Here is a 26,142-nt window from a genome sequence, read left to right as displayed (position 1 = left end):
GTGACGTCGTTCCGCATCAAGCCCTCGCTGCTGCAGATCCACTCCGTCCTCGGCCTCGTCGCGGCGCTGATCCTGTCGCTGATGGGCGTCACCGGCGCGATCATGGCTTTCGAGGACGAGATCCAGGCCGGTCTCAACGCCACGCTCACCCACGTCACGCCGCGCGCGGAGGCTCCGCTTGCGCCGGCCGAGCTCGTCGCGCGGCTGCAGGCTGATCCCGCGCTCGGCAAGATCTCGGCGATCACGCTGTCGCGCGATCCCTCGGCCGCCGCGCGCATCCGCTTCGCGCGCAACGATGCCGGCGGCCGGCCCTCATCTCTGCTGGTCGATCCCTATGACGGCCGCGTGCTCGGCGAGCCCCGCGGCGAGACGTTCTTCGAAACCGTGCGCCACCTGCATCGCTGGCTGCTGCTGCCGGGCGACGGCAATGGCGCGGGCCGGCAGATCACCGGCGCCGCCGTGCTCGGCCTTCTCGTGCTGCTGATCACGGGAATCGTGCTGCGCTGGCCGAAGCGCGCGAGCAGCGCCAAGCTGTGGCTGAAACCGCAGCTGGGCTTGCGCGGCCGCGGCCTGCATCGCTCGCTGCACAGCGTGATCGGCACATGGGTGCTGCCGGTGTATCTGGTGATCGCGCTGACCGGACTGTCCTACTCCTACGCGTGGTACAAGGACGGCCTGACCTGGCTGCTGGCGCTATCGCGGGCGCCGATGGCGGCCAAGGCGCCGCGCGAGGGACGCTCGGAGGCGGCCGATGCAAAGACGGTCTCGCTCGATCGCGTGTGGACCACGGTGCGTGAGCAGATCGGCGACCGCTTCGCCGTGATGCAGCTGACCCTGCCCGTCGGCGGAGGCGCCGTGCGCGTGCGCGCCTGGCCGAGCGAAGATCACGATGGCCGCCGCGACGAATTCCGCATCGACGGCGCGACCGGCCGGCTGATCTCGGCGGACCGCTACGCCGACAAGACGACCGGCGAGCGCGTGCTGGCGCGTATCCTCGACATTCACCGCGGCAGCATCCTCGGCTGGCCGGGCCAGCTCGTCTTCATGCTTTCGGCGGCGCTGATGCCATTGTTCGCCGTGACCGGCGTGCTGCTCTATCTGTCGCGACGGCGCCTGCGACGGCCGCGGCCGATGGCTCAGACGATCCAGCTCGTGCCCGGCGAATAGACCGCTCAGGCCACCGCGGCGTGCCGTGCGCGCCGGATGGCATTGGCGGCGATGATGACGTGCAGCAGCAGCGACAGGCCGAAGCCGAGCGCATGCTGCGCCGTTGTCGCGGGAATGGTGAGCACGGTCGCCATCCCCAGCGGAATAAACACGACGATTCCGGTGACGAGGCCCGGATTGTAGCCGCGGAAGCGCAAGGCCGGACCGATATGGCCGAGCGAATTGACCAGCATCAGATAGGGCGCGACCAGCGCCCAGCCGGGACCGGCGATCCAGGCGACATAGAGCGCGGCGAGATCGATGCCCCACACCGCGCCGCAATTGACCCACAGCACGTCGCCCGTGGTCAGCGCCTCGCGCCCTCCGAACATGACGGTGTTGACGAAGCTGCGGAAGCGGTCGCCGGTGTGCTCCTCGACCTGGTGGATCATGTAGCCCGGCGAATGCAGGAAGATCAAAAGCAGCGCCAGCGGCCAGTCGGCCGCCAGCAGCGGCACCAGCGCGAGCAGCGCTGCGGCCATGAACACGGCACCGGCGACCCAATGGCGGGCGAGGAGATCGAGCATCAGGCATTGATGCGCGACTCGGCCGGACTTGCCAAGCCGGGTTCCTGCGGGGACGCACCGGAGCGGAGCCGGCTGCGACCTCATGTCAGGGCCGCAGCCTGCAACCTCTTCTCGTCGGCTGCGACCTACTTCAGCAGCACCAGGCATTCACCAGCGGGGGTCGCGTTGGTGCGCGCGGTGTCGCGATCGAACTTGCCGGCCATCACCAGCGGACGGACACGCTCGACGATGACGTCCTTGACGACGCTGTCCGGGCCGATCGCCGGCGCGGTGACGTCATAGATCTGCTTCGCCACCGGCGACAGCTTGGCGGCGCAGCTGTCCGCGGCGGCGCGGTTGCCGGCGAACGCGCTTTGCGACACGAGACATTGGGAGACGGCGATGAGGGCCACAAACGGAAATACGACGCGCAGCATGGCAATCAAATCCTTCGTTCAAATGAGGTTCATCCTGGTGCACGCAGGCTCGGCCCGTACTCACCGACCATCACGGGCCGCCCGCATGCGGGCTCCGATCTAACCCGGCCCCGCCAGAACGCCTACTCGATTTCCAGAACTCCCAGCCGAGACTCGAGCGATGCAGGAAGCGCCTGAAATCCTTCGTAAAAACCCGGTGCAGAAGCGCACGCGGCAGACGCTGGACGTGCTGTTCGAGGCAACCGCTCAACTTCTGCAGCGCGACGGGGCCAAGGCGGTCAACACCAACGCCATCGCCGAACGCGCCGGCTTCTCGATCGGCACGCTCTACAGCTACTTCAAGGACAAGACCTCGCTGTTGCGCGCGCTGGCGCTGCGCGAGTTCGCCCGCCAGGAGGCGCAGTTCGCCGAGGCCCTGGCGGCGCATCGCGGACTCGGCCGCGAGGCGATCGTGCGCGCGGCGGTGCGCCAGGGATTTGCACCGTTTGCCGGCCGCCACCGCGTGCGGCGGCATCTGCTGGTGCTGTTCGGCCATGACGTCGAGCTGCAGCGCGCGCTGCACGACATGGTCGATCGCATGACCGATCGGCTGATCGAGGCGCTCGACCTCGACAGCGAGGCGCTGCCGCCGGCGCGGCGCTACATCCTCGTCAGATCGGCGCTCGGCCCGATCCGAACCGCGGTCATGCGCGAGCACCACCTGATCGAGACCCGCGACCTGGAGGATGAGCTGGTGCAGCTGGTGCTGTTCCTGGTCGAGCCCCGGGCGCGCGGCGCCGCCGCATGCTGACCTGCCCTCAATGAGTTTTGGGCTCGGTCGCGCGGAGCCGTTCCGCCAGCTTCTTCAGGCTTTCCTCGCTGGGCGGCAAACTCTGGAATTCGCGGATCGCCCGCGACAGCTCCTGATCCGACATCGGATGCGCCGGCTGGCGAAGACGGCCCTCCGTCAGCGCCGACGCGATGGTCTCGATATGCGGGCCTGAACCGCCGAACAATCGGCGGAGCCGGTAGAGGAACGCGATGTGGGGCACGGCTGTTCTCCCGATGCGGTGACCGGCAACTCGCTTGCGCATCCTCTGATACCATACCCGACCTTAGTAGGAACCGGCGAGGCCATCGTCTCATTTGATATCCGAGAGGATCAGAGGGCCTGATTTCCGATGGAAGCCGACAGGATCGTCATCAACAAGCTGCGGGAACATTCCCGGCTGACGGGGGACGACATCACCGAAATCAGGAACCTGAATTTTGCGCCGCGCGAATTGTCCGATCAAGAGGACCTCATTCGTCAGGGCGACGAGCCGGACAAATCGGTGGTGGTGTTGTCCGGCTGGGTGGCGCGTTATCACCTGCTCTCCGGCGGCGGACGGCAATATCTGTCCTTCCACATGGCCGGCGACTGGCCGGACGCCCAGGCGCTGTTCCTCGATCGCATGGACCACGCGGTCTGCGCGATCGGGCCGGCCCTGGTCGCGGGCATTCAGCACAAGGAGCTGACCCGTGTGATCGCCCGGCGGCCGGGGCTCGGCTTCGCGATCTGGCGCGAGACCTTGATCGATGCCGCGATCTTCCGAGAGGCGATCACCAACAACAGCGCGCGGGCCAAGCCGGCGCGCATGGCGCATCTGTTCTGTGAGCTGTTCTACCGCGCCCGCGCGCTCGAGCTCGCGCATGACGATCGGCTCGAGCTGCCGGTCAGCCTGGTCCAGCTCGGCGAGGCGCTCGGCATGGCGATCGCAACCGTCAACCGCACGCTGGTCGAGCTGCGCGCGAGCCGCGCCGTCGATTTCCGCAGCGGCCTGCTGACCGTGTTTGACTGGGGCCGGCTATGCGCGATCGGTGAGTTCGATCCCGGCTACCTGCACCTGAAGAAGCAGCTGCTCTGACCTGCGCAACAGCTCAGATGCAGAGGCCGATGAACTTGATGTTGAGGTGACAGTCTTTCGACGCCGGCGGCTTGGCGCCCCAGCGCGTCGTGGTCTTGGTGTCAGGCCTGGTGTCAGTCTTGGCGCCGCTCTTGTCGGATTTCGGCGCGGTCTGCGCGACGACCGCCTTGCCCTTGCTCTTTGGACTTCCCTTCGGCTTGTCCGTCTCGTAGTCGCCGGCGATCACCATCGCCCAATAGGTGCGCTTGCCGCTGGCCGTCTTAGCGCTGGCGATGCCGACCTTGGTCGCCTTGGGCAGCAGCAGGTTCTTGCGGTGGCCGGCGGAGTTGATCCACTGCCCCAGCGTCTTGTCGAAATTGTCGTAGCCATAGGCGATGTTCTCGGCGGCCCGCCCCGCATTCGACGGCGCGACGCGGCGCGTGAACGGCCCGAGCACCTCGTGGCTGAGATCGTCCTTCTCGGCCATGGCGCGCGCCTGCTCCATCGCGATCCGGTCGAGCGTGGCGTCGCGCGTCACACGGCCCTCGCCATTCTTGAGCCGGAACGCCGAGATCTGATCGGCCGGGGCTGTGTCCTGTGCCGCGGCCATCGGGGCCGCCATCACCATCAGCATCGTCATCAGGAGCGCACCGAACCGGCGCGCCTTCCCACCCTGCATCGCCATTCTAGTCCACCACCTCGAGCGGATAGACGTCGATCGCCGGCTCCTCGTAAGGATGGGCGCCCCGGATCGCACCGAGCACGGCCTTGAGCCTGTCCGCAGCGCACACCGTCTCGATGCGCTCCTCCTCGACCGTCTCGAGCTGGCCGACCGTACCGATCGCGGGATTGGCGCCGGCCAGCGGCCGGAAGCGGCCCATGCCCTTCAGGGTAAACGAACAGTAATCGTAATTGCCGATCCGCCCGGCGCCGGCCGCGCCCATGGCGCTGCGCACGGCCTCGCCATCGGCCTCCGGCACGTAGACCACGATCTTGTAGGTTTTCATCCGCTGACCCGCCTGATCACACGGGCGTTACCATCGGTCTGTCCATGGCGCAATTTTCGGCAGCTCACGCGCGGTCACATTCGCGCCAGCCCGCTCGCCCGGTCCGATGATCAGCCATTCCGAAACACGCCTTGTGCGGCGCAACAACTCCGTTACTTATCGGAGCATCCATCCGCTTGCTGCGCCACCGTCTCCAGGAAGGCCCTCCCTTGACCGATACCAGCGCCGATCTCGAACTCGTTCGCCACCGGCCGATGGGCTTCACGGAGTTCGTCATCGTGGTCGCGGCGATCATGGCGCTCAACCCGCTGGCCATGGACATGATGTTGCCGGCGCTGCCGAACATCGGCGCCTCCTTCCACATCGATGTCGCCAACCGGGTGCAGACAGTGCTGTCGGCCTTCGTCATCGGCTTCGGTCTCGGCCAGTTCGCGATCGGCCCGCTGTCCGACAGCTACGGCCGCCGCCCGGTCCTGATCGGCGGCATGGTGGTGTATGCGATCGCCAGCCTGCTCGCGATCGCCGCGCCGTCCTTCGAGCTGCTGCTGCTCGCGCGCGTGCTGGAAGGGCTCGGCACCGCGGCGACGCGCGTGATCGCGACCTCGATCGTGCGCGATTGCTACGCCGGCCGCCGCATGGCGAGCGTGGTGTCGCTCGCGATGATGGTGTTCATCGCCATTCCCGTGATCGCACCGGCGTTCGGCCAGGCCGTGATGCTGCTGACGCAATGGCGCGGCATCTTCGTCGTGCTGACGCTCTACGGCATCGTGACGCTGATCTGGGCCGCGCTGCGGCTGCCGGAGACGCTGCCCGAAAACGAGCGCAAGCCGTTCTCGATCGCCGCGATCGGCGCCTCGTTCCGCCACACGCTGACCAACCGCCAGACGCTCGGCTACGCGCTCGCCGCCAGTGGCATTTTCGGCGCCGTGCTCGGCTACGTGCTGTCGTCGCAGCAGCTGTTCACCGGCGTCTATCATCTTGGCCACTACTTCCCCGTCGCCTTTGCCGCGATCGCCGTGACCATCGCCGTGGCCGGCTTCCTTAATGCCCGGCTGGTCGGCCGGCTCGGCATGCGCATGATCTCGCACAGCGCGCTGGTCGGCAGTGTCGTCATCGCGCTCACCTGCTTCAGCGCGGCGATGCTCGACATGCTGCCGCTGTGGCTGTTCATGCTGCTGTCCGCGGGGATGATGTTCTCGTTCGGCCTGATGTTTGCGAACTTCACCGCGCTCGCGATGGAGCCGCAGCGCGCCAATGCCGGCACCGCGTCCTCGCTCTACGGCTCGATCACCACGCTGCTCGGCATGGGCGCCGGCGCCATCGTCGGCCAGGCCTTCAACGGCACGCCGCTGCCGTTCGCGGCCGGCTTCCTGGCCTGCACCGCCAGCGCACTCGCCATCGTGCTGATCACCGAGAAGGGCCGGCTGTTCCACGGCTCGGGCAAGCCGGTCTGATTGGAGCACTGGAGGGGCCTCGATGACCCCTCCAACATCCTGGCACATTGATCATGTAGCCCCCGCTGTCATCGTCCGCGAGAGCGGACGATCCAGTACGCCGTGACACCTCGGTTCTATGTCTTCTGCCTCGGAGTACTGGATGCCCCGCTTTCGCGGAGCATGACAGCCGTGGTGACGGCGAAAGCTCAACCCGAAACAACTGCCGGCTCCAAGATAGGATCGTCTAGATGCAAGGCCCCTGGCCGCGCTGCGGGCACAGCTTCAGGACGCTCGACAGCGACAGCAGCAGGCGTGCGCCGCGCGTTGAATTGTCGGGCGCGCGGTAGCTGAGCGGGAACGCCACGCCGAGATCGGCGCGCCAGTCGTTCGGGAAGGTGAAGCGCACGCCGCCGCCCGCCGAGGTCAACGCGACGCCGTCGGACGGCCGGAAGCCGTCGTTCCAGGCCAGCCCCGCATCGAAGAAGCTGTAGAGCTGGTAGCTCTTCAGATAGGTCCAGTCCGGCTTCTGCTCGAAGCGGACCTCGAACGTGCCGGCCACGCCATTGTCGCCGCTGATTTCGGCGCTGCCGTAGCCGCGGCCATAGGCGAAACCGCCGAGATAGAATTGCTGCGAATTGTACAGGGGACCCGAGGCGAGCTGGCCGGCGGCGGCGAGCTTCAGCGACCAGGCGTCCGACAAGGTCTGGTAGCGCGTGAACCAGCCGTTGACGACCGAGAAGGTGGGCGACGCGGTATCGCGCGAGGCCAAGGGATCGCCGGCGCGGGTCGCACCGAGCACGTTCAGGCCCTGCTTGTAGGCGAGCGTCAGATAGCTGTCGCCGCCGAGATCATCCTTCCAACGATAGTCGGCGGTGGCCGTCAGGGTGCGGATGTGATCGCGATACCAGACGCCGAACACGTCCCGTTCGGTCACCTCGCTGAAGGCGGCCGCGAGGTTCAGCCGCAGCGAGGCGCGCTGCGACTGGATCGGCGTGATGCCGCCGCGCAGCTCATAGGTTTCGGTGACCGTGTTGTCGTTGAACCGGCGCCTGATGTCGCCCGGCCGCACCTCGCTGTACAGCGCGGAGCCACCGACATAGGCGCCGTCGGTGCCGACGGGCACCTCGTAGGCCAGTCGCCCGAACGCGAGCTGCCTGGGATCGCCAGGGGTCGTCGACAGGTTGGTGGTGAGCGTATCGCCCGGCAACAGATAGGAGTTGAAGGCGGCGGTGGCATAGCTCTGCCACGGACCGACGGTGGAGGAGCCCAGATTGTCGACGCCGGCGAAGCCGTAGACGTGCCAGGTCTGCAGCTCGATCACCAGGCGGAACCGGCCGGTGGTGCCGCCGATCTCCTCCAGCGATGAATCGACCAGGCGCACGCCGCCGCGGCTGTTGATCAGCAGCAGCTGGCGCTCGAGCGTCGTGAGGCGCGACGGGCTCTCGGCGAGGACAGGGTCCAGCATCGGCCGGACGCCGAATTCCTCCGCGCCCGTTCCCTTGAGGCTGACCTCGGTGATGCTGCCTTCGATGACCTGGATCCGGACCCGGCCATTGCTGATGTCCTGCGGCGGAACAATCGCGCGGCTGAGATGATAGCCGGCGGCGCGGTACTGGTCGCTGATCGCCGTCGCGATCGCCGCGAGGTCGGCCTGCGACACTGGCTTGCCGAGATAGGGCTGATAGGCCGAAGCAAGCTGGTCGGCCGGCAGCGCCGACGCGCCGGTCAGGGCAACCGCGCGCAGGGTAAACAGAGGCTTGACGTCGCCGCCCCCGCCCTGGGGTGCGAACTGCGGCGCACGCGGCCGCGGCGGAACCGGCTGCGCCGAGCGCCGCTGCTGCTCGTCGAGATACCTCTCCGTCTGCCGGGGATCAAAGCCGGGCTGGTTGACCTGCTGCGCCTCGGCGCCGGCCACGAACAGCAATGCGGAGACCGAAATGCCGAGGACGATCGCGGCCCCGTTCAGGCGTCGCGAACCGTTGCGTGCGGCCGCCTTGCTGGGCCAACCCGCGATCCTCCCAGTTCCCTCGACACAACCCACACGCATCCTTCGTTCTTAGTTTGTTAAGGTCAATGAAGCGTAAATGCGCGAAGGAAAGCGGGCCGCAACTCATAAGGGTCTCTTGAAACATTTCGATTAGTTTCAAAGGCCGCCAACGACGCGAGTTCGAGCCATGTCATCCAAGCATCTCCTGCGAACTGGACTGATTGCCGCGTCGCTTTTCGCCGCGGTGCCCGTCGCGTTCGCCGCCGACGGTGAACCGTGGCTGGTGAGCAAATCCTCGGGCGAAGTCTGGGTCACCTCGAAGGGCGCCAGCCAGGTTTCGCTCGGCCGCGACGAAGAGCTCAAGCCGGGCGATACGATCCGCACCGGACCAGCGGGCCGCGTGCGCCTGACCCGCGGCGAAGAGGTCATCGTGATCGCGCCGAACTCGGAGGTCGGCCTGCCCGCCGCCCCGAAGGACGGCATGGCGACCACCATCCTGCAGCGCGCCGGCTCCATCCTGCTCGATGTCGAGAAGCGCAACGTGCAGCATTTCGAGGTCGAGACCCCGTATCTGGCTGCCGTCGTGAAGGGCACCCAGTTCACCGTGACGGTCAGCGGCCGCAGCACCAAGGTCGAGGTCAGCCGCGGCCAGGTCCAGGTCTCAGACTTCAAGACGGGGCAGATCGCCCAGATCATGCCCGGTCAGGCTGCCGCTACCTTCAACGGGGCCTCCGGTCTCAAACTGTCCGGCGCCGGCACCTTCAGCCCGATCGAGCAGGGCCGCCCGCGCGCGCCGACCATCGATCGCATTCCGGTGCCGCGCGATGGCCTGCAGGCGCCACGCGAAGCCAAGGGCAGCGTCATTCACGCGCTCAACGCCAATTCCACCGTGCCGCGCGCAGCGACCTCGGCCGCCGCGCAGCAGCCGTCGGCGACCACGTCCCATGGTGGCGCCCGGCCCAACGTCGTGCGGATCTCGACGTCGCTCGGCGAGGTCAATCTGAACATCCAGAAGGCGACGCGCGGCCTCGCCCATGGCGCTCATGGTGCGCCGGGAGCCGGCCGCAGCAATTGGAGCGAAGCGCGCGGCGGCAATGGCAATGCGACCAGCAACGCAGCGGCCGCCAGCGGCGCATCGGGAGATTCCTCGGTAGCTGCGGCCATCAGTGCCGCGATCGGCTCGCCTGCGGCATCCGCCGGCAATAACGGCTCGAACGGAGCCGCGGTGGCTGCCGCCGCCAACGGCAATGGCAACGGCAACGGCAACGGAGCTGGGAACGGCAACAACGGCGGCAACGGAAACAGCGGTCATGGCAATAGCGGCCATGGCAATAGCGGAAACAGCGGCAATAGCGGCCGGGGCAACAGCGGTGACGACGACCACGGCGGCGGCCGGGGCCGCGGCCATGCCTACGGTCACAACAAGGACTGATGCGACAGCATTCCGGTCACGGGACGTCGTGGCCTTCTGATCAGACGGAGCTGTCAGGGCGGTTCGACGTCCTGCAGTCGGGGACAGGATGAGATCGGTTATCGCGCGAGCGGGCATCTGGGCCGGCTCCGCGGGCACTCGGGAGGGGGAATGTTCAGGCGGTTCATGCCGCATATTCTGGTGGTCGTTGCGCTGCTGACAGTGGGGCTGTCCGGCTGCTACGACCTCCTCAGTCATGCGCTCGTCGACCTGCGCTTTCGGCTGGACAAGCGGCCCGCCAGCGGCGAGGTCGCCATCGTCGCCATCGACCCTCGCTCGATCGAAGCCATCGGCGTCTGGCCGTGGCCACGCACCAACCATGCCCTTCTGCTGGACCAGTTGCAGCGCGCAGGTGCGCGCGAGGTCGCTTTCGACATCGATTTCAGCACTCCGTCCAACGCGGCGGCCGACCACGCCTTCCTCGAAGGGCTGCAGAGGGCCAGCGGCACCGTGGTGCTGCCTGCGTTCAAGCAGCTCAGCGCGGCAGGCAAGGATGCGGGCATTCACATCAACCGGCCGTTGCCGCAGTTCGAGACGACGGCATGGTCGGCGCTCGTCAACATCGAGGTCGCGCGCGATGGCCGCGTCAGGAGCTACGCGTTCGGCGAGTATTGCGAAATCGGGCACGGCAAGACATTTGTGCAGTCGATGGGCGCGTTCCTCGCCGGCAGCGACGCGATCAAGGACAGCCCATTCCTCATCGACTACGGCATCGACGCGTCATCCCTGACGAAAGTGTCCTATGTCGACGTGCTCCGGGGCGATGCCGCCGCGCTGGCCGCGCTGAAGGGCAAGCGGGTGATCGTCGGCGCCACCGCGATCGAGCTCAGCGACTATTACAGCGTCCCCAATGGCCGCGTGCTTCCTGGCGTCGTGCTGCAGGTCCTGGCCGCGGAATCGATCATCCAGCATCGCACCCTGCTCGCGACCTCGACCGCGGCCACCGTCGGAGCCCTGCTGCTGCTCGTCGTCGTCATGTTCGCGAGCTGGCGGCATCTGTCAGCCGCGCGACGCGCCCTGCTGATCGGGTTCATCGGCATCGGCATCGAGACCGTCGCGCTGCTGCTGCACGATCGCTATGCCGTGGTGCTCGACACGTCGCTGCTGCAGATCGCGCTGTTCGCCTATCTCGTGGCGACCGCGCTCGACGAGATCGACTTCCGCGGCCTGCTGCGCCACGTCGCCGAGAGCCGGTTCGAGCGGATCGCGATGTCGATCGGCGACGGGCTGGTGTGCACCGACCAGGACAAGCGGATCACGGTGTGGAATCCCGGAGCGGTGGCGATCTTCGGCTATGGCACTGAGGAGATCATCGGCCAGCCCTTCGCGCGGCTGCGCGCCGACGAGAACGCCGGGGACGATCTGTTCCCGCATCAGGAGGCGGCGCTGCCGGCAACCTTGCTGCCGGGCGGTGCGACGGTCGAGTTCGACGGGCGTCGCCGGGATGGCGAGGTGTTTCCGGTCGAGGCCAGCGTCTCGGCCTGGCAGGGCCCTGACGGGCTGCAATATGGCGTGATCCTGCGCGACATCTCCCTGCGCAAGCGCGAGGCCGAACGCATCCGCTATCTCGCCGAGCACGACACGCTCACCGGGCTGATCAACCGCCACACGCTGCAGACGGATCTGGCGGCCATGATCGCGACGGCGGACGCGGCCAATGACCGGGTCGCGCTGCTGGTGATCGGCCTGGATGCCTTCCAGCACATCAACGACATGCTCGGCCACAGCTTCGGCGACCACGTCCTGCGCGCGGCGGCGGAGCGGCTCGCCGGCGAGATCGGACGCATGGGGCGCGTGGCGCGGCTGAGCGGCGACGAGTTCGCCGTCGCCATTCCCTGCTCCGCCACCGGCGGCACCGTCACAGAGCTGGCCGCGCATCTCGCGCATCTGTTCGAGACACCGCTGGAGGCCGGCGGCCGGCAGCAGCGCGTCAGGATCAGCCTCGGCGTCGCCGTGCATCCGGAGGGCGGACAGAGCGCGGAGGAACTGCTCAGCAACGCGCACCTCGCGCTGTGCCGCGCCAAGACTGACCACCGCGGCAGCCATGTGATGTTCGAAACCGAGATCCGCGAGGAGCTGGAGCGGCGGCTGACGCTCGAGGCCGAGCTGACGCTCGCCGTCGAACGCCGCGAGTTCGAGCTGTTCTACCAGCCGCAGGTCGACCTCCTGAGCGGCCGCGTGATCGGCGCCGAGGCGCTGATCCGCTGGCGGCATCCGACCCGCGGCCTGGTGCCGCCCGGCGACTTCATCCCCGTCGTCAACACCTCGCCGCTGTCGGAGGCGGTCGCGACCTGGGTGATGGCGACCGCCTGCCGCCAGGCGCGCGAGTGGCAGCTCGCCGGCCACGACATCCGGGTCGGCGTCAACCTGTCGCCGTCGCAGTTCCAGACCGGCGATCTCGCCGCCTTCGTCAGCAAGCTCTTGACCGTCACCGGCCTGTCGCCCAGCCTGCTGGAGCTCGAGGTCACCGAGGACATCCTGCTGCACGACGAGCCCGGCGTGCTGCAGACCTTCAACCGGCTGCAGGCGCTCGGTGTCAGCCTGGTGTTCGACGATTTCGGCACCGGCTATGCGAGCCTCAGCTATCTCAAGAAGTTTCCGCTCGACGGGCTGAAGATCGACCGCTCCTTCGTGCGCGACGTGCTGACGGAGTCCGACGACGCCGCCATCGTCGGCTCGACCGTGAGCCTCAGCAGTCAGCTTGGATTGTCGGTGATCGCCGAGGGCATCGAGAACCAGGCCACCGCCGACTTCCTGCTCCGGCTCGGCTGCGCGCAGGGCCAGGGCTATCATTTCGGCAAGCCGATGCCGGCCCAGGATTTCGCGCGGCGGTTCCTGACGGTGGACGCTGCCGACCAGCGGCAGGCGGGGGCGGCGTGAGGTGAGGCACCAGAAGATTTAAGCGGCCGAGCTCTACTCCTCGCCCGCGCACCTCGTGGATGTACGCGCCGCTCTCTCCTCCGTCATTCCGGGGCGCGCGCAGCGCGAGCCCGGAATCCATAGCCACAGGCGGTTGTTGCTTCAGCGACTCGCCGTGGCAGCAGCTCGCCCCTCATAAGCGGTCGGGATTATGGATTCCGGGCTCGCGCTGCGCGCGCCCCGGAATGACGACCGTGGGCGAGGTCAGCACCTTGCACCACTCACTCCCGCTTTTTCTTCCCGCCCTTGCCTTCGTTCTCCAGCGCCTTGCGTACGGCCTTGAACTCCTCGCGCGCCCCGGCATCGACGCGCGGGAAATGCAGGTCGAGGCTCTCCAGCGCGGCGACAATGGTCGAGCCGATCACGACGCGGGCGAACCATTTGTGGTCGGCGGGCACGACGTACCACGGCGCATGGGCCGTCGAGGTGTGGCGCACGATGTCCTGATAGACCGCCTGGTAGCGGCTCCACTTGGCGCGCTCGGTGACGTCGCCCATCGAGAACTTCCAGTTCTTCGCCGGCTGCTCCAGCCGGTCGAGGAAGCGCTCGCGCTGCTCCTCCTTGGAGATGTTGAGGAAGAACTTCAGGATCACGGTGCCGTTGCGGCTGAGATAGCGCTCGAAGGCGGAGATGTCCTCGAAGCGCTCGCGCCAGATGTTCTTGGTGACGAGCTTCGGCGGCAGCTTCTCGGCCTTCAGGATCTCCGGGTGCACGCGCGTGACCAGGCACTCCTCGTAGTAGGAGCGGTTGAAGATGCCGATGCGGCCGCGCTCGGGCAGCGCCAGCATCGTCCGCCACATGAAGTCGTGGTCGAGCTCCTTGGAGGTCGGCTGCTTGAACGAGGTCACCTCGCAGCCCTGCGGATTGACGCCCTCGAAGATGCTCTTGATGGCGCTGTCCTTGCCCGAGGCATCCATGCCCTGCAGCAGCACCAGCACCGACCAGCGGTCCTGCGCGTAGAGCTTCTCCTGGAAGTCGGCGAGCCGCTTGCGGTTCTGCTCGATGATCGCCTCGCCCTGCTCCTTGTCGAGGCCGCCCTTCACCTTGGTCTTGTGCGACTTCAGATGAAACTTGTGGCCGCCGTCGATCCGGAACGGCGAGATGTAGTCGTCGAGCTCGCTGGCGAGCGTGCGCGCTGTCTTGCTCATGGGGACGGCTCTCCGGCGGCAAACTGCGTTTCGAGGAAGGCGGTGACGAAGCGCGGCATCGCGGCCGTCAGGTCGTTCCTCGTTCGAACGAGCCGAATACCTGCGAGTTCCGGCTCGTCCTGCGCGGCGAGATTGGCCTCGATCCGACGCTGCAGGACGTCGCCGGTCTCGGCGGCGTCGAGCACACGCATCAAGGCGATCGAGGCGCCGGTCACGACGCAGTCCCAATGCGCCGACGACACATAGTCGGAGGGTGCGAGTCCGGTCTCCTCCTCGACCTCGCGCGCGACATTGGCGGCGAGATCGATCGTGCCGCCATCGACATCGTCGAGATCAGGCGTGCCCGCGGGAAAATACAGCCGGCCCGCATTGGCCGTGTGCGCGCCCATCTCCCCGAGCACGAAGGCGCCATCGCTCGACCGCAACGCGCCCATGCCGAAGCCGTTGAAGGCCGTGCGGTCGGGACAGCCCCAGTCGCGCCAGGCAAGAAGGCTGGCGAAATCGGTCTCGAAATAGCTGGCCGAGAACTGTCCGTGATCGAAGCGTGCATTGCGCCCGAGCAGGATACGGCCGTTCCACAGGCCGGGCTTCTCGCGCTGCCGCTCGGCAAAATGCGCCGCGATGTCGTCGCGGCGCTCTCGCGCGAACGGCCAGTCCCACGGCTCGACCTTGAGGTCGAGCGTGGTGACGCGATGGATGACGACGTCGGTCATCCCCTACTTCGTGCCCTTGGCCTGCTCGACGAACTTGTTGGTGAAGGTCTTGCTGACGTCGATATTGGCCTTGGCGACATCGGGCGAGCCGGTCGAGAACACCGCGAGCACGGCATCCGCCCCCTTCGGGTCCATCTTGCCGGTCTGCGAGTACATCGGGATGGTGTTCTTCAGCGCCGCCAGATACAGCGCCTTGTCCTTGCCGACGAGCTCCTCCGGCATCTTCGCCATGATCTCCTCCGGCGTATGCGAATGGATCCAGCCAAGCGTGGCGACGATCGCGTTGGTCAGCGCCTGCGTCTCCTTCTCGTGGCCGGCGATCCAGGCCACCGTCGAATACAGCGCGCCGCCGGGATATTCGCCGCCGAACACCTCCAGCGTGTCGTGCTGGGTGCGGGTGTCGGAGAGGATCTTGAGGTCCGGATAGGCGCCCTGCAGCACCGTCACCGACGGATCGAGCATGACCGCCGCGTCGATCTGGCCCTGCTGCATGGCCGCCACCGCGGTGGCGCCGAGGCCGACGCCGATCACGGCCGTGCCTGCGGGATCGAGGCCGTTCTTCTTCAGCATGTACTTCAGGAAGAAGTCGGTCGAGGAGCCCGGCGCGCTGACGCCGACCTTCTTGCCGGCGAGATCCTTGACCGAGTTGATCTCCTTGTTGTGCGACGGGGCGACCACGAGCACGAGGCCCGGATAGCGGTCGTAGACGACGAAGGACTGCATCTCCTGCTTCTTGGCGGCGAGATTGACGCAATGATCGAAATAGCCGGAGACGACGTCGGCGCTGCCGCCGAGCACGGCCTTCAGCGCGTCCGAGCCGCCCTTGAGGTCGACGAGCTCGACGTCGAGTCCGGCCTTCTCGTACTCGCCGAGCTGCTTGGCGAGCACCGTCGGCAGATAGCACAGACAGGCGCCGCCGCCGACCGCGATCGTCACCTTCGTCGCCGCGCTCGCCAGCCCCGTGCTCAGCGTCAGCGCCAGCAGCGCGCCGGTCACCCGGCCGATGATCTTGTTCATTGGTTTCCTCCGTTCATGTCGTTGGTCAGATTAGGCGTGTCGGTGTGGATTGAGAAGATCGCCCTATCGTCCATCCGCTGCATCCGGGCGCCACACCAGCAGGCGGCGTTCCACCAAGGTGACGCAGATGTCGATCAGGATGACGAAGGCCGACAGCACGAACATGCCGGCGAACACGCCGGCGACGTCGAACACGCCCTCAGCCTGCTGGATGAGATAGCCGAGGCCCGCGGCCGAGCCGAGATATTCGCCGACCACGGCGCCGACCACCGCGAAGCCGACCGAAGTGTGCAGCGAGGAGAACATCCACGACAGCGCGCTCGGCCAGTAGACATGGCGCATCAGCTGCCGCTCGCTCATGCCCAGCATGCGCGCGTTGTCGCGCACCACGGTCGAGACCTCCTTCACGCCCTGGTAGACGTTGAAGAAGACGATGAAGAACACGAGCGTCACGCCGAGCGCGACCTTGGACCAGATCCCCAGGCCCAGCCACAGCGTGAAGATCGGCGCCAGCACCACGCGCGGCAGCGCGTTGGCCATCTTGACGTAGGGGTCGAACACGGCAGCGACCAGCGGCTTGCGCGCGAACCAGAACCCGACCAGCACGCCGCCCAGCGAGCCGATCGTGAACGCCAGGATCGACTCCCACAAGGTGATCGCGAGATGCTTCCAGATCGTGCCGGTCGAAAACCATTTGACGACCTGGGCAAACACGTCGACCGGGTTGGAGAAGAAGAACGGCGGCAGCAGGATGCGGCCGAACACCGGCACGGTGGCCAGGAACTGCCACAACGTGACCGCGACGATGGCGACGAGAAGTTGCAGGGCGAGCAAGGTGACACGCGACATCAGGCTGCTCCCGTCTGCATGCGGGACGCGAGCAGGCAGCCGCGCACGCTGCTGCGCTCCCCTCCCCCTTGCGGGGAGGGGTCGGGGGTGGGGGTGCCCCGAGCACCAGTCTTTCCTGGGACCCCCACCCCCAACCCCTCCCCGCAAGGGGGAGGGGAGTCCGACCTGTGCACGCGGCAGATAGCCAGTCTCGAACGCGCCATCACACCGCCTCCGCCTGCTTGTAGGTCTTCTCGACCTCGGCCTTCAGCGTCTGCCAGATCTCGCGGTGCAGCTCGTGGAACTCGTGCTTCATGCGCACCTCGAAGATGTCGCGCGGGCGCGGCAGGGTCACGCGCCAGTCGCCGATGATGCGCGAGGCGGGACCGGCGGACATGATGACGACGCGGTCGGCGAGCGCGATCGCCTCCTCCAGGTCGTGGGTGACGAACAGCACCGCCTTGCGGTCGGCGTTCCAGAGATCGAGCAGGAGATTGCCCATGATCTGCCGGGTCTGCGCATCCAGCGGACCGAACGGCTCGTCCATCAGGATGATGCGGGGATTGCGGATCAGCACCTGCGCGAGGCCGACGCGCTTGCGCTGGCCGCCCGACAGCATGTGCGGATAGCGGTTGCCGAAGGCGCCGAGGCCGACCGACGTCAGCCATTGCTGCGCCTGCGCGGCCGCCTCGCGCGCGGACGTGCCGGTGACCTCGAGCCCGATCGCGACATTGTCCAGCGCCGTCTTCCAGGGGAACAGCGCATCGGCCTGGAAGAGATAGCCGGCCTCGCGGTTGAGCCCGGCGAGCGGCTGGCCGAAGATCCTGACATCGCCGGCCGCGGGCTTCAGCAGCCCGGCCGCGACGTTGAGAAGGGTGGACTTGCCGCAGCCGGTCGGCCCGACGATGGCGACGAACTCGCCGTCCGCGACCGCGAGGTCGGCCGTCTCGACGGCGGTATAGGTGCGTCCGCCAGCGAGACGGAATGCCACCGTCGTTCGCTCCAGTGCGACCGCGGCGGCCGAAGGCTGCGTCACGTCCAAGTTCCTCCCCGAAAATGGTCCGGACGGCTTAGCCGCTTGCGCCGCGAAGTTCAACGCAGGCGCGGGACGTGCTAGGTCAGTGGGAGCCGAGGCCTCTCGCGCCCGAAAAAGGCCGCATGCAACGCACGCCCCTGATCACCTACAGCAACGTCCGCAAGTCCTTCTCCGGCGCGGCGGGCGCCGTGACGGCGGTCGACGACGTCTCGCTGGAGATCGCCGAGGGCGAGTTCCTCGCGATCGTCGGCGGCTCGGGCTCGGGCAAGACCACGCTGCTGCGCCTCACCAACCGCCTGATCGAGGCCGACGGCGGCACGATCCGGATTGCCGGCGAGGACATCGGCCGCCTTGAACCGGTCAGCCTGCGCCGCCGCATCGGCAATGTGTTCCAGAACGGCGCGCTGTTTCCGCACATGACGGTTGCCGCCAATATCGGCATCACCCCCAGGCTGCTGGGCACGCCGGCGAACGAGATCGCCGCGCGCGTCGACGAGCTGCTCGGGCTCGTCCAGCTCGACCGCACAGCGCATCGCGACCGCCTGCCGCACGAGCTCTCCGGCGGCCAGCGCCAGCGCGTCGGCGTCGCCCGCGCGCTGGCCGCAAAGCCTCGGATCGTGCTGATGGACGAGCCGTTCGGCGCGCTCGACCCGCTGACGCGCGATGCGCTGGGCCAGGATTATCGCGCGCTGCACGACAAGCTCGGGCTGACGACGCTGATGATCACCCACGACATCACCGAGGCGCTGCTGCTCGCCGACCGCATCGCGGTGATGCGGACGGGCCGCCTCGTCGAGGTCGGCACGCCCGCCGAGCTTGCCGCCAGCCGCGAGGCCTACGTGGCGGAGCTGATGACGACGCCGCGGCGCCAGGCCGCGCGGCTCGCGGCCCTGCTGCCCGAGAGCGGCGCCGCATGAGCCTGTTATCCGATCCGCGCTTCGCCGAGGCCCTGTCGCATCTCGCCGACTATCTCGGCAGCCATCTGCGCGTCAGCATCGCCGCGCTGGCGCTCGGCCTCGTGATCAGCTTTCCGCTGGCGCTCGTCGCGCGCAACCGCCCTGCCCTGCGCAATCTGCTGCTCGGCCTCGCCAGCGTGGTCCAGACCGTGCCAGGACTGGCGCTGCTGGCATTGTTCTATCCATTGCTGCTGGCACTGGCGGCGCTGAGCCTGCGCTGGTTCGGCGTTTCATTCTCCGCGTTCGGATTCCTTCCCGCGGTGCTGGCGCTGGCGCTGTATTCGATGCTGCCGGTGCTGCGCAACACCATCACCGGGCTGAACGGCGTCGATGCCAGCCTGATCGAAGCCGCCAAGGGCGTCGGCATGACCGAGCGCCAGGCGCTGACCATGGTCGAGCTGCCGCTGGCGCTGCCGGTGATCATGGCCGGCATCCGCACCGCCGCGGTGTGGGTGATCGGCACCGCGACCCTGTCGACGCCGATCGGCCAGACCTCGCTCGGCAACTACATCTTTGCCGGGCTGCAGACGCAGAACTGGGTTCTGGTCGTGTTCGGCTGCGTCGCCGCAGCGGTGCTGGCGCTCGTGGTCGATCAATTGCTGTCGCTGATCGAGCATGGCCTGCGCACCCGCAGCCGCGCCCGCATCGGGCTCGGCACCGCGACGATCGCGCTGATGGTCGGCCTCAGCCTGCTGCCGTCGCTGGCCGGCAGCTCGGCGCGCTACGTCATCGGCGCCAAGACTTTCACCGAGCAATATGTGCTGTCGGCGCTGATGAGCGAGCGGCTGCAGGCGGCGGGTCTCTCGGCGGCCACGCGCGCCGGGCTCGGCTCCAGCGTCATCTATGGCGCGCTGAAGAGCGGCGACATCGATCTCTATGTCGAGTACTCCGGAACGCTATGGGCCAACCAGTTTCATCATACGGAGCAGTTGCCGCGCGCCGCGCTGCTCGATGTGCTCAGGCAGGATCTCGCGAAGGACAAGGTCACCCTGCTCGGCGAACTCGGCTTCGAGAACGCCTATGCGCTGGTGATGCCGCGCAAGAAGGCCGAGGCGCTCGGCATCCGCTCGATCGATGACCTCGCCCGCCACACGCGCGAGATGTCGATCGCGGGCGACTACGAATTCTTCTCGCGTCCGGAATGGGCCGCCTTGCGCGATGCCTATGGCCTCGCCTTCCGCGCCCAGCGCCAGATGCAGCCCGACTTCATGTATGCGGCGGTCGCCGCCGGCGAGGTCGACGTCATCGCCGGCTACACCAGCGACGGGCTGATCGCGAAATATGATCTCATCGTGCTCGCAGATCCCAAACAGGCGATCCCGCCCTATGATGCGATCCTGCTGCTCTCGCCAAAGCGCGCCGACGACCACGCGCTGCAGGATGCGCTGCGCCCCCTGCTCGGCCGCATCGATATCGTCACGATGCAGCAGGCCAATCTGCGGGCGTCGGGCAGTGATGCCGAGTCCTCGCCGCAGGCGGTCGCGCGCTGGCTGTGGAGCAGGATTTCGAAGTAGAGCCCCACTGTTTCAGAGCGGTCATTGCAAGCGTAGCGACGTGTCCGCCGAAGCTCGCAGAGCGAAGGCGGAAGCAATCCAGGGGCTAAAATGCACATCGTCCGTGTCGCCCCTGGATCGCTTCGCTGCGCTCGCGATGACGGCGGGGCTTGGAGCAGGCTTTCGCCTGCCCCATGCACGCAAGCTACATCCCCGGCTCGATCGGCTTGTCGACCGCGCCGCCGCTCTCGGCCCAGTCCTTGAACGCGCCGACATTGAAGACCTTGTCGTAGCCGAGATCCTGGAGGGTCTTTCCCGACAGCGCCGACCGTCCGCCGGACGCGCAGTACAGGATGATGCTCTTGTCCTTGGCAAAGGCCTTGTCGTGATAGGGCGAGTCCGGATCGGCGCGGAATTCGAGCATGCCGCGCGAGACGTGATGAGCGCCCTCGATCTTGCCGCTCTTCTCGACCTCGGGCGCATCGCGCACGTCGAGCACCAGCGTGTTGCCCTTGGCGATCATCGCCTGCGCCTCGGCCGGCGTGATCTTCGGCACCGCGGCATTGGCCGCGGCCAGCATGTCCTTCACAGACGTCGTCATGACGATCTCCCTTCATCCTGAGGCTTTCGAACTAGGCATCGCCCGGAAGCTTGTCATCCTCCATTCGCGGGACCTGATCACGATCAACTGTGCCCCGATCACCTCGACTTGGTAGTTCCCACGGGGAACCCGACTGTTGCGGCGCAGCTACAGCCGAGAGCAGCGTGCACTGCTATGTTACCACAAATTGCATTGTGTTTCCTGGGGCGATTTTGACATGCGCCGATCGTTGCCGACCTCTTTTCTTGCCTTGAACTCAGTCCTGATCACGAGCGCAATGCTGGGCACGGTCGCTCAAGCCGCGGATCTCCCTCTGAAAGCTCCTGCTCCGATCGCCGCTCCCGCCTGGGCCGGCTTCTATGTCGGCACCGGCTTCGGCTTTCGCGCCAATGATGCCGACCTGAGCGTCAGGTCGGCCACCGACACCAGCAACGCGCCGGTCATCCAGAACATGTTCGTGGCGGCGAATTGCTTTGCCGGCCTGCCCTGCGCCACGGGCCAGAGCTTCAACGCCACCGCGTTCCGCGTCAGCCCCTATGCCGGCTACAACTGGCAGTTCGGTCAGTTTGTCGCAGGCATCGAAGGCGAGTTCGGCTTTGCGGACCAGAGCCGCACCTCGGGCAGCTATTATCCGGCGCCGTCGTTGTTTCGTCCGGGCTCGACGACCAATTCGTTCATCTTCAAGACCACCTGGGACGCCAGCATCCGCGCCCGCGCCGGCTACGTGATCGACCCGAGCCTGCTGGTGTACGGCACGGCCGGCCCGTCCTGGATCCACGTCGAGACCACCTCGAACTGCAGCACGCTGACGGCCTTCGACGGCGACTGCGCGGCGGGCGGCGCCCGTGCCTTCGGTCCAGCCAACATTACCAACAGCAAGACCCTGCTCGGCTACACCGTCGGCGGCGGCCTGGAGGCCCTTCTGACGCCGAACTGGATCGCCCGCGCCGAATATCGCTATTCCGACTACGGCCGCACCTCGGACACCAACGTGCGCAGCTCGGTGAACGGCACGCAGACCGTGACCTACGACACCGCTCTGCGCACCCACACCGCGACCTTCGGCATTGCCTACAAGTTCGGCGGCGGACCGCTGGCCAGCAGCCTGGCGGCCTATGCGGCCATGCCGGAGACCGCCTCCTGGGCAGGCTTCTATGTCGGCGCCACAGCCGGCGTTCGGGCGAACAATGTGTCGTCGCGGGTCAACAAGGACGTGCTCGCGACCAGCTTCTTCACCTCGGATCTCGCGGCCAACTGCCAGTGCTTCCTCGACAGCGCCTATGACACGACCGCGGCGCGGATCGGTCCTTACATCGGCTACAACTGGCAGATCGCGCCGCGATGGGTCGTCGGCATCGAGGGCGATGCGGCCTATGCCAGTGCGCAGGCGACGACCTACGGCTATTCCTTCCCCGGTACGGCCCTGAACGGCTCGAGCGGCGGCATGAACGACAGCTTCAGCGTCCGCACCAAATGGGACGCCAGCATCCGTGCCCGCCTCGGCTTCGTGGTCAATCCCTCGGTCATGCTCTATCTGACGGGCGGCGCCGCCTGGACGGAGATCGAGCAGACCTCGCGCTGCGACACTGCGGTCAAGGCCCTGCTCACGGCGCCCGGATTTGCCAGCGCCGAGATCGGCAGCTGTGCGCCGGGCCTGAAGAGCCCTGCCGTGATCAGCCAATCCAGCATCCGCCCCGGCTTCACCATCGGCGCCGGCGGCGAGACCAAGCTTGGCCGCAACTGGGTCCTGCGCGGCGAATATCGCTACACCGATTTTGGCACCGCCAACTTCACCAGCGCCCGCAGCTGCGCCAGCACGGCCACGTTCGATCTCCCGGGCTACGGCACCGCCGTGATCCCCTGCTTCGCAACCGAGACCATCAGCAACTCGGTCCGATTGCAGACCCATGCGGCGATGTTCGGCATCTCCTACAAGTTCGATTGAGAGCGCCCGATGGAGGGCGCACCGCAACACGCTTTGCGCGTTGTGGCGGCTACAGCCCCCGGATCAGCTCGGCGTCGATCAGCATGCGGTTGAAGCGGCGCGCCTCGGCGCCGTCGCCGCAGGCGTAGAACACGCCCTTGCAGCGAAGCATGATGTCCTTCTGCTCGGCAAAGGACGGATCGAGCGGAATGCCGGCGGCCTCGAGCGTGACCAGCGGCAGATAGGCGGCGTCGATCGAGTCCATCATGACCGCGCTCTGCCGCGGCTCGAAATTGACGGCGTCGATCGCGTAGTAGGTCTGATAATAGCGCGGATCATAGCTCTCCAGCTTGGCGCCGATGCCGGCTTCGTCGAGCTTGGGGTCGAGGATGTGCGGCGAGAATTCCGGCTGGTGATCACCGTAGCGCACGATCAAGAACGGCTGGTCGCCGAACCGCTTCTTCAGGCTCGCCAGGAAGCGCTGATAGTCGGATGCGCTCATCGCCTGCCGGCGCAGATATTCATCGATCGACGGCAGATTGCCCGGCGCGCGCCAGGATGGCGTCAGATCAGGCCGGAACGTCGTCTCCCAGGGGAAATGATTGGCCGCGAGATAGACGAACATGAACAGCGGCTTGTTGCGCTGCCGCTGCTGCATCAGGTCGAGCGCGGCATCATAGAAGAAGCCGTCGGGCTCGATGCCCTTGGCGCCGAGATCGCGCGCGTCGAGGAAACGGTCGACGCCGACCGTGGTCTGGAAGCTGCGCGCGTTCATGAAGGCGCCATGCGCGGGATACAGCGAGACGGTGTCGTAGCCGCATTGGCGCAGCGCCAGCGGCAGGCCGCGTTCGACACGGCCTGAGGCGATCCGGGTCACGAAATAGGCGAAGCGGCCGAACGAGCGCGACGACAGGCCGGCCAGCACGTTGTACTCGGTGAACCAGCTCGGACCGCCATTGCTCTCGGCCATGAAGCGGCGCGCTTTGCCGTCGAACGACTGGAAGTGGCTGCCATAGCCGGCGGGCACCTTGATATCGGGCGCCGAACGGATGTCGAAGCTCGACTCGTCATGGATCAGAACGATGTTCGGCCGGCGTCCCGTCGGATGGCAGGCGTCGGGAAGCATGGCGGCCAGCTTGCGGTCGGCCGTGGCGTCGGACTCCATGAAGCCGTGGGCTATGAAGTCCGAGACCGCGGTGACGCCGGAGCGGGCGAATTTGGACAGATAGCCGTCGTCGTAATAGCCGCGCCAGGCTTCGTCGCGCCAGTTCAGCGAATACAAGGTCAGGGCGGCGAGGCAGGCGAGCTTGCCGGCCAGCGCCGGCAGCCGCGCAATGCGGAACGGATCGACCCACCATAGCAGTCCCATCAACGGCAGCAGGACCGCCCCCGCCACCAGCACCGACAACCGCAGATTCGGGAAGATCGTGAACAGGAAGGCCGCGCTGTCATGATCGATCAGCATGACGTCGACGAAGTTCGCAGTCATCTGCACGACGGAATGCTTCAACTGCGACAGCAGCACCAGCACGACGACCATGCTCAGCGCCAGCGCGCCTGACACCGCCGGCCGACGCAACAGCACCAGCCAGAAGCCGTTGAGAATGCCCCAGGCCAGGACGAAGCCGAGCCGGGAGCCGAAATCGGTCTCGGTGTGCAGCATCAGCGCCAGCGCTGCGACATGGGGCGCGGCGACCGCGGACATCCGCACGGCGGCAGACCGCGTCGCACTCCCGGCCGTGAGGGTCGTGATCGGTTCGTGGTTTGGCGTGAGCGACATGCGGCGGCGATACTCGGACAGGAGTGCCCCGCGCCGGCACATGCCGACAGATCGAGGAACGCGCTAGCCTGTCATGCGACCGTAATCAAATCGTCACAAATGACAACAACCGGATTCACACGGAATGTCGCGGGCGCGATCTGGCGCTGCAGCGACCGAGCGGCGCAGCGCTATCAGTTCGTCCGTTGTCGAACGTTCATTTTCGCAAGACGACGCCGGCCGGCTTCAACGGCTCGTCGCGGTCCGCTCGGAGGCGGCGGGCGGCGCCCCCTCCTCGATCAGGTGAAATTCACGCCCCAGCCGGCGTTGCACGCTCATGACTGCGCGGTCGATGTCGCTGATCAGGCTGTCGCCGAGCACGACGTGCGGAATTTCCCAGTTGCGGCCGCTGTGAACGTCGAGCGCCTGCACGGCTGGGACGCGCGCGGTCTCGCATCCCGGCTCCGCGCGGATCGCCTCCTCGACCAGGCGGGTGAGCTCCGCCTGGGTCTTGCCGGTCGTCGTCATTCCGCGATCAGCCTCGGCTCGCCGGCATCAGGCCGAGCCGTTTGGCGATGATGCGGTCGACCATCCGCTTGGGCAGCGCGCGGGCAATCCATTGTTGCAGGGCATCGGGCGCGATCTCGTCGCGCACCTTCGGTGACGGCGCGGTCAACGCCGCGAACACGCGTTCGGCAATGGTCTCGGCCGGCAGTCCGGTCTTGCCGAGATGCAGCATGTAGCCGCGGATCTTCTGCAGCGCCGGGAAATACGGCGAGGCCTGATAGGGCGACAGGTCGACCTCCTCCGCCTTGCCCCAGATCGGCGTCTTCACCGCGCCCGGTGCGATGATGACGACGTCGATGCCGAACAGCATCAATTCGCGGCGCAGGCTCTCCGAGAGTCCCTCGAGCGCATGCTTCGAGGTCGAATACGGCGCCAGCAGCGGATTGCCGTTGCGGCCAGCGACCGAGCTGATCATCACGATGCGCCCGCGCGGCCCCGTCATGGCCGGATCGGTCCCGAGCAGCGGGGCGAACGCCTGGGTCGCGATGACCGGGCCGATGACGTTGACCTCGAGCTGATGGCGGAACTGCTCGATCGGCAACTCCGTCAGGGGACCGGCAACCGCGATGCCGGCATTGTTGACGAGCCCCGCCAGCGCCTCGCCGTTGAGCGCCGCGCGTACCTCGCCGGCAGCAGCCTTCACGGCCGCCTCGTCGGTGACGTCGAACAGCATCGGCGCGAAGCCAGCGCCGAGCTCAGCGCGCAGCCGGTCCGCATCGGCCTGCTTGCGAACGCTGCCGAATACCCGGAAGCCGCGTGTGAGCAGCAGCTTCGAACAGGCGAAACCAATGCCGGTGGATGCCCCGGTGACGACGACGGATTTCATGGCGGCCTCAGCGCTTTATGGCGCGACTATCGCACGAGAGGCGGCAGGATGCTGGGGTTGTTTTTGACGCTTGAACTCGCATCGCCGGCGGGAGCGATCGCGCCGCCTCGGGCGTCGCCCGACGGGAGCGGGGCGGGTCCTCTCAAGAATGTGATTTAAACTTCAAAACTTGCTTCGATGTCAGCTGACGTGAAGTCGCGAGAGGCATTCAAATCGGTTGAAGAATGGCCTCTGACCTTATGAGATCATTAACCTTTTCATCATTTCCACTGACGCCGAAGGCCGCCCCATGCCCATCGGCCTCCTCCGCAGCTGCCTTTTGGGCCAATCTCGTGCCTGGGCCCGCGATTTCCCTTTAGACGCGTCGTGTTAATTTTCCGTCTCCGTGTTTCTCCGGAGTACTACGCCCCGTCAGCCTAACACATTGTTATCGTCCATAC

At 66.9% G+C, this 26,142-nt stretch carries 24 protein-coding genes; 9 read left to right on the top strand and 15 right to left on the bottom strand.

What is annotated here, in order from left to right; all coding sequences use genetic code 11:
* Complete coding sequence (locus ACQR1Y_RS06560; protein ID WP_434876566.1) at positions 1-1,167, top strand: PepSY-associated TM helix domain-containing protein; 1,167 nt, start codon at positions 1-3, stop codon at positions 1,165-1,167.
* Between the two features lie 5 nt (positions 1,168-1,172).
* Here the strand turns inward: ACQR1Y_RS06560 and ACQR1Y_RS06555 are convergent, their stop codons facing one another.
* Positions 1,173-1,733 carry an HXXEE domain-containing protein gene (locus ACQR1Y_RS06555; protein ID WP_434876567.1) on the bottom strand — a complete coding sequence of 187 codons (561 nt, stop codon included), beginning with the start codon at positions 1,731-1,733 and terminating at the stop codon, positions 1,173-1,175.
* 125 nt (positions 1,734-1,858) lie between these two features.
* The gene (locus ACQR1Y_RS06550) at positions 1,859-2,149 is read right to left on the bottom strand and encodes a hypothetical protein (protein ID WP_434861371.1); all 291 of its coding nucleotides are present in this window, start codon (positions 2,147-2,149) and stop codon (positions 1,859-1,861) included.
* A gap of 160 nt (positions 2,150-2,309) precedes the next feature.
* Here ACQR1Y_RS06550 and ACQR1Y_RS06545 point away from each other — a divergent pair, with 160 nt between their 5' ends.
* Positions 2,310-2,939, top strand: a complete 630-nt coding sequence (locus tag ACQR1Y_RS06545; RefSeq protein WP_434876568.1) for a TetR/AcrR family transcriptional regulator — start codon at positions 2,310-2,312, stop codon at positions 2,937-2,939.
* A gap of 7 nt (positions 2,940-2,946) precedes the next feature.
* Here ACQR1Y_RS06545 and ACQR1Y_RS06540 read toward each other — a convergent pair whose 3' ends face one another.
* Positions 2,947-3,180 (bottom strand): hypothetical protein, encoded by a 234-nt coding sequence (locus ACQR1Y_RS06540; RefSeq protein ID WP_434876569.1) that lies wholly within the window; start codon positions 3,178-3,180, stop codon positions 2,947-2,949.
* 129 nt (positions 3,181-3,309) lie between these two features.
* Between ACQR1Y_RS06540 and ACQR1Y_RS06535 the strand changes: the two genes are divergently transcribed.
* Complete coding sequence (locus tag ACQR1Y_RS06535) at positions 3,310-4,035, top strand: Crp/Fnr family transcriptional regulator (protein ID WP_434876570.1); 726 nt, start codon at positions 3,310-3,312, stop codon at positions 4,033-4,035.
* Between the two features lie 13 nt (positions 4,036-4,048).
* Here ACQR1Y_RS06535 and ACQR1Y_RS06530 read toward each other — a convergent pair whose 3' ends face one another.
* Positions 4,049-4,699: a CAP domain-containing protein gene (locus ACQR1Y_RS06530; RefSeq protein WP_434876571.1), complete on the bottom strand. Its 651-nt coding sequence runs from the start codon at positions 4,697-4,699 to the stop codon at positions 4,049-4,051.
* A 1-nt stretch (position 4,700) separates the two neighbouring features.
* A complete protein-coding gene (locus ACQR1Y_RS06525) occupies positions 4,701-5,021 on the bottom strand; it encodes a hypothetical protein (protein WP_434861366.1) in 321 nt (106 codons plus the stop codon).
* Between the two features lie 209 nt (positions 5,022-5,230).
* Between ACQR1Y_RS06525 and ACQR1Y_RS06520 the strand changes: the two genes are divergently transcribed.
* Positions 5,231-6,475 (top strand): multidrug effflux MFS transporter, encoded by a 1,245-nt coding sequence (locus ACQR1Y_RS06520; protein WP_434876572.1) that lies wholly within the window; start codon positions 5,231-5,233, stop codon positions 6,473-6,475.
* A 226-nt stretch (positions 6,476-6,701) separates the two neighbouring features.
* On the opposite strand, the gene ACQR1Y_RS06515 is transcribed toward ACQR1Y_RS06520, so the two are convergent.
* Positions 6,702-8,504, bottom strand: coding sequence for a ShlB/FhaC/HecB family hemolysin secretion/activation protein (locus ACQR1Y_RS06515; protein WP_434876573.1), 1,803 nt, complete (start codon positions 8,502-8,504; stop codon positions 6,702-6,704).
* Between the two features lie 127 nt (positions 8,505-8,631).
* Between ACQR1Y_RS06515 and ACQR1Y_RS06510 the strand changes: the two genes are divergently transcribed.
* Together ACQR1Y_RS06510 and ACQR1Y_RS06505 are read left to right on the top strand one after the other, a co-directional pair.
* Positions 8,632-9,876 carry a FecR domain-containing protein gene (locus ACQR1Y_RS06510; RefSeq protein WP_434876574.1) on the top strand — a complete coding sequence of 415 codons (1,245 nt, stop codon included), beginning with the start codon at positions 8,632-8,634 and terminating at the stop codon, positions 9,874-9,876.
* A 150-nt stretch (positions 9,877-10,026) separates the two neighbouring features.
* Positions 10,027-12,795 (top strand): EAL domain-containing protein, encoded by a 2,769-nt coding sequence (locus tag ACQR1Y_RS06505; protein WP_434876575.1) that lies wholly within the window; start codon positions 10,027-10,029, stop codon positions 12,793-12,795.
* Positions 12,796-13,055: 260 nt separating this feature from the next.
* Here ACQR1Y_RS06505 and ACQR1Y_RS06500 read toward each other — a convergent pair whose 3' ends face one another.
* From ACQR1Y_RS06500 to ACQR1Y_RS06480, 5 genes are all read right to left on the bottom strand, one after another.
* Entirely contained in the window at positions 13,056-13,982 is a 927-nt protein-coding gene (locus ACQR1Y_RS06500) for a polyphosphate kinase 2 family protein (protein WP_434876576.1), read from the bottom strand.
* Positions 13,979-14,695, bottom strand: coding sequence for an NUDIX hydrolase (locus tag ACQR1Y_RS06495; RefSeq protein WP_434861360.1), 717 nt, complete (start codon positions 14,693-14,695; stop codon positions 13,979-13,981). Before ACQR1Y_RS06495 ends, ACQR1Y_RS06500 begins: the two co-directional genes overlap by 4 nt.
* A 3-nt stretch (positions 14,696-14,698) precedes the next feature.
* Positions 14,699-15,712 carry an ABC transporter substrate-binding protein gene (locus ACQR1Y_RS06490; protein WP_434876577.1) on the bottom strand — a complete coding sequence of 338 codons (1,014 nt, stop codon included), beginning with the start codon at positions 15,710-15,712 and terminating at the stop codon, positions 14,699-14,701.
* A gap of 63 nt (positions 15,713-15,775) precedes the next feature.
* Positions 15,776-16,561: an ABC transporter permease gene (locus tag ACQR1Y_RS06485; protein WP_434876578.1), complete on the bottom strand. Its 786-nt coding sequence runs from the start codon at positions 16,559-16,561 to the stop codon at positions 15,776-15,778.
* A gap of 202 nt (positions 16,562-16,763) precedes the next feature.
* Entirely contained in the window at positions 16,764-17,576 is an 813-nt protein-coding gene (locus ACQR1Y_RS06480; protein WP_434876579.1) for an ABC transporter ATP-binding protein, read from the bottom strand.
* 122 nt (positions 17,577-17,698) lie between these two features.
* Here ACQR1Y_RS06480 and ACQR1Y_RS06475 point away from each other — a divergent pair, with 122 nt between their 5' ends.
* Both ACQR1Y_RS06475 and ACQR1Y_RS06470 read left to right on the top strand, forming a co-directional pair.
* Positions 17,699-18,493, top strand: coding sequence for an ATP-binding cassette domain-containing protein (locus ACQR1Y_RS06475; RefSeq protein WP_434876580.1), 795 nt, complete (start codon positions 17,699-17,701; stop codon positions 18,491-18,493).
* The gene (locus tag ACQR1Y_RS06470) at positions 18,490-20,046 is read left to right on the top strand and encodes an ABC transporter permease/substrate-binding protein (RefSeq protein ID WP_434876581.1); all 1,557 of its coding nucleotides are present in this window, start codon (positions 18,490-18,492) and stop codon (positions 20,044-20,046) included. Before ACQR1Y_RS06475 ends, ACQR1Y_RS06470 begins: the two co-directional genes overlap by 4 nt.
* Positions 20,047-20,230: 184 nt before the next feature.
* Here ACQR1Y_RS06470 and ACQR1Y_RS06465 read toward each other — a convergent pair whose 3' ends face one another.
* A complete protein-coding gene (locus ACQR1Y_RS06465) occupies positions 20,231-20,626 on the bottom strand; it encodes a rhodanese-like domain-containing protein (protein WP_434860742.1) in 396 nt (131 codons plus the stop codon).
* Positions 20,627-20,903: 277 nt separating this feature from the next.
* On the opposite strand from ACQR1Y_RS06465, the gene ACQR1Y_RS06460 reads away from it, so the two are divergent.
* Positions 20,904-22,571 carry an outer membrane protein gene (locus ACQR1Y_RS06460; protein ID WP_434876582.1) on the top strand — a complete coding sequence of 556 codons (1,668 nt, stop codon included), beginning with the start codon at positions 20,904-20,906 and terminating at the stop codon, positions 22,569-22,571.
* A gap of 49 nt (positions 22,572-22,620) precedes the next feature.
* On the opposite strand, the gene ACQR1Y_RS06455 is transcribed toward ACQR1Y_RS06460, so the two are convergent.
* From ACQR1Y_RS06455 to ACQR1Y_RS06445, 3 genes are all read right to left on the bottom strand, one after another.
* The gene (locus ACQR1Y_RS06455; RefSeq protein WP_434876583.1) at positions 22,621-24,330 is read right to left on the bottom strand and encodes a sulfatase-like hydrolase/transferase; all 1,710 of its coding nucleotides are present in this window, start codon (positions 24,328-24,330) and stop codon (positions 22,621-22,623) included.
* 225 nt (positions 24,331-24,555) lie between these two features.
* The gene (locus ACQR1Y_RS06450) at positions 24,556-24,837 is read right to left on the bottom strand and encodes a hypothetical protein (RefSeq protein WP_434860739.1); all 282 of its coding nucleotides are present in this window, start codon (positions 24,835-24,837) and stop codon (positions 24,556-24,558) included.
* Between the two features lie 7 nt (positions 24,838-24,844).
* Positions 24,845-25,702 carry an SDR family oxidoreductase gene (locus ACQR1Y_RS06445; RefSeq protein ID WP_434876584.1) on the bottom strand — a complete coding sequence of 286 codons (858 nt, stop codon included), beginning with the start codon at positions 25,700-25,702 and terminating at the stop codon, positions 24,845-24,847.
* Between the last annotated feature and the right edge of the window lie 440 nt (positions 25,703-26,142).

Origin of the sequence: Bradyrhizobium sp. HKCCYLRH3099 (assembly GCF_051167855.1) — a bacterium.
Classification (GTDB): domain Bacteria; phylum Pseudomonadota; class Alphaproteobacteria; order Rhizobiales; family Xanthobacteraceae; genus Bradyrhizobium.
Note: the sequence above shows the minus strand (reverse complement) of the source record. Positions and strands in the feature narration are given on the sequence as shown.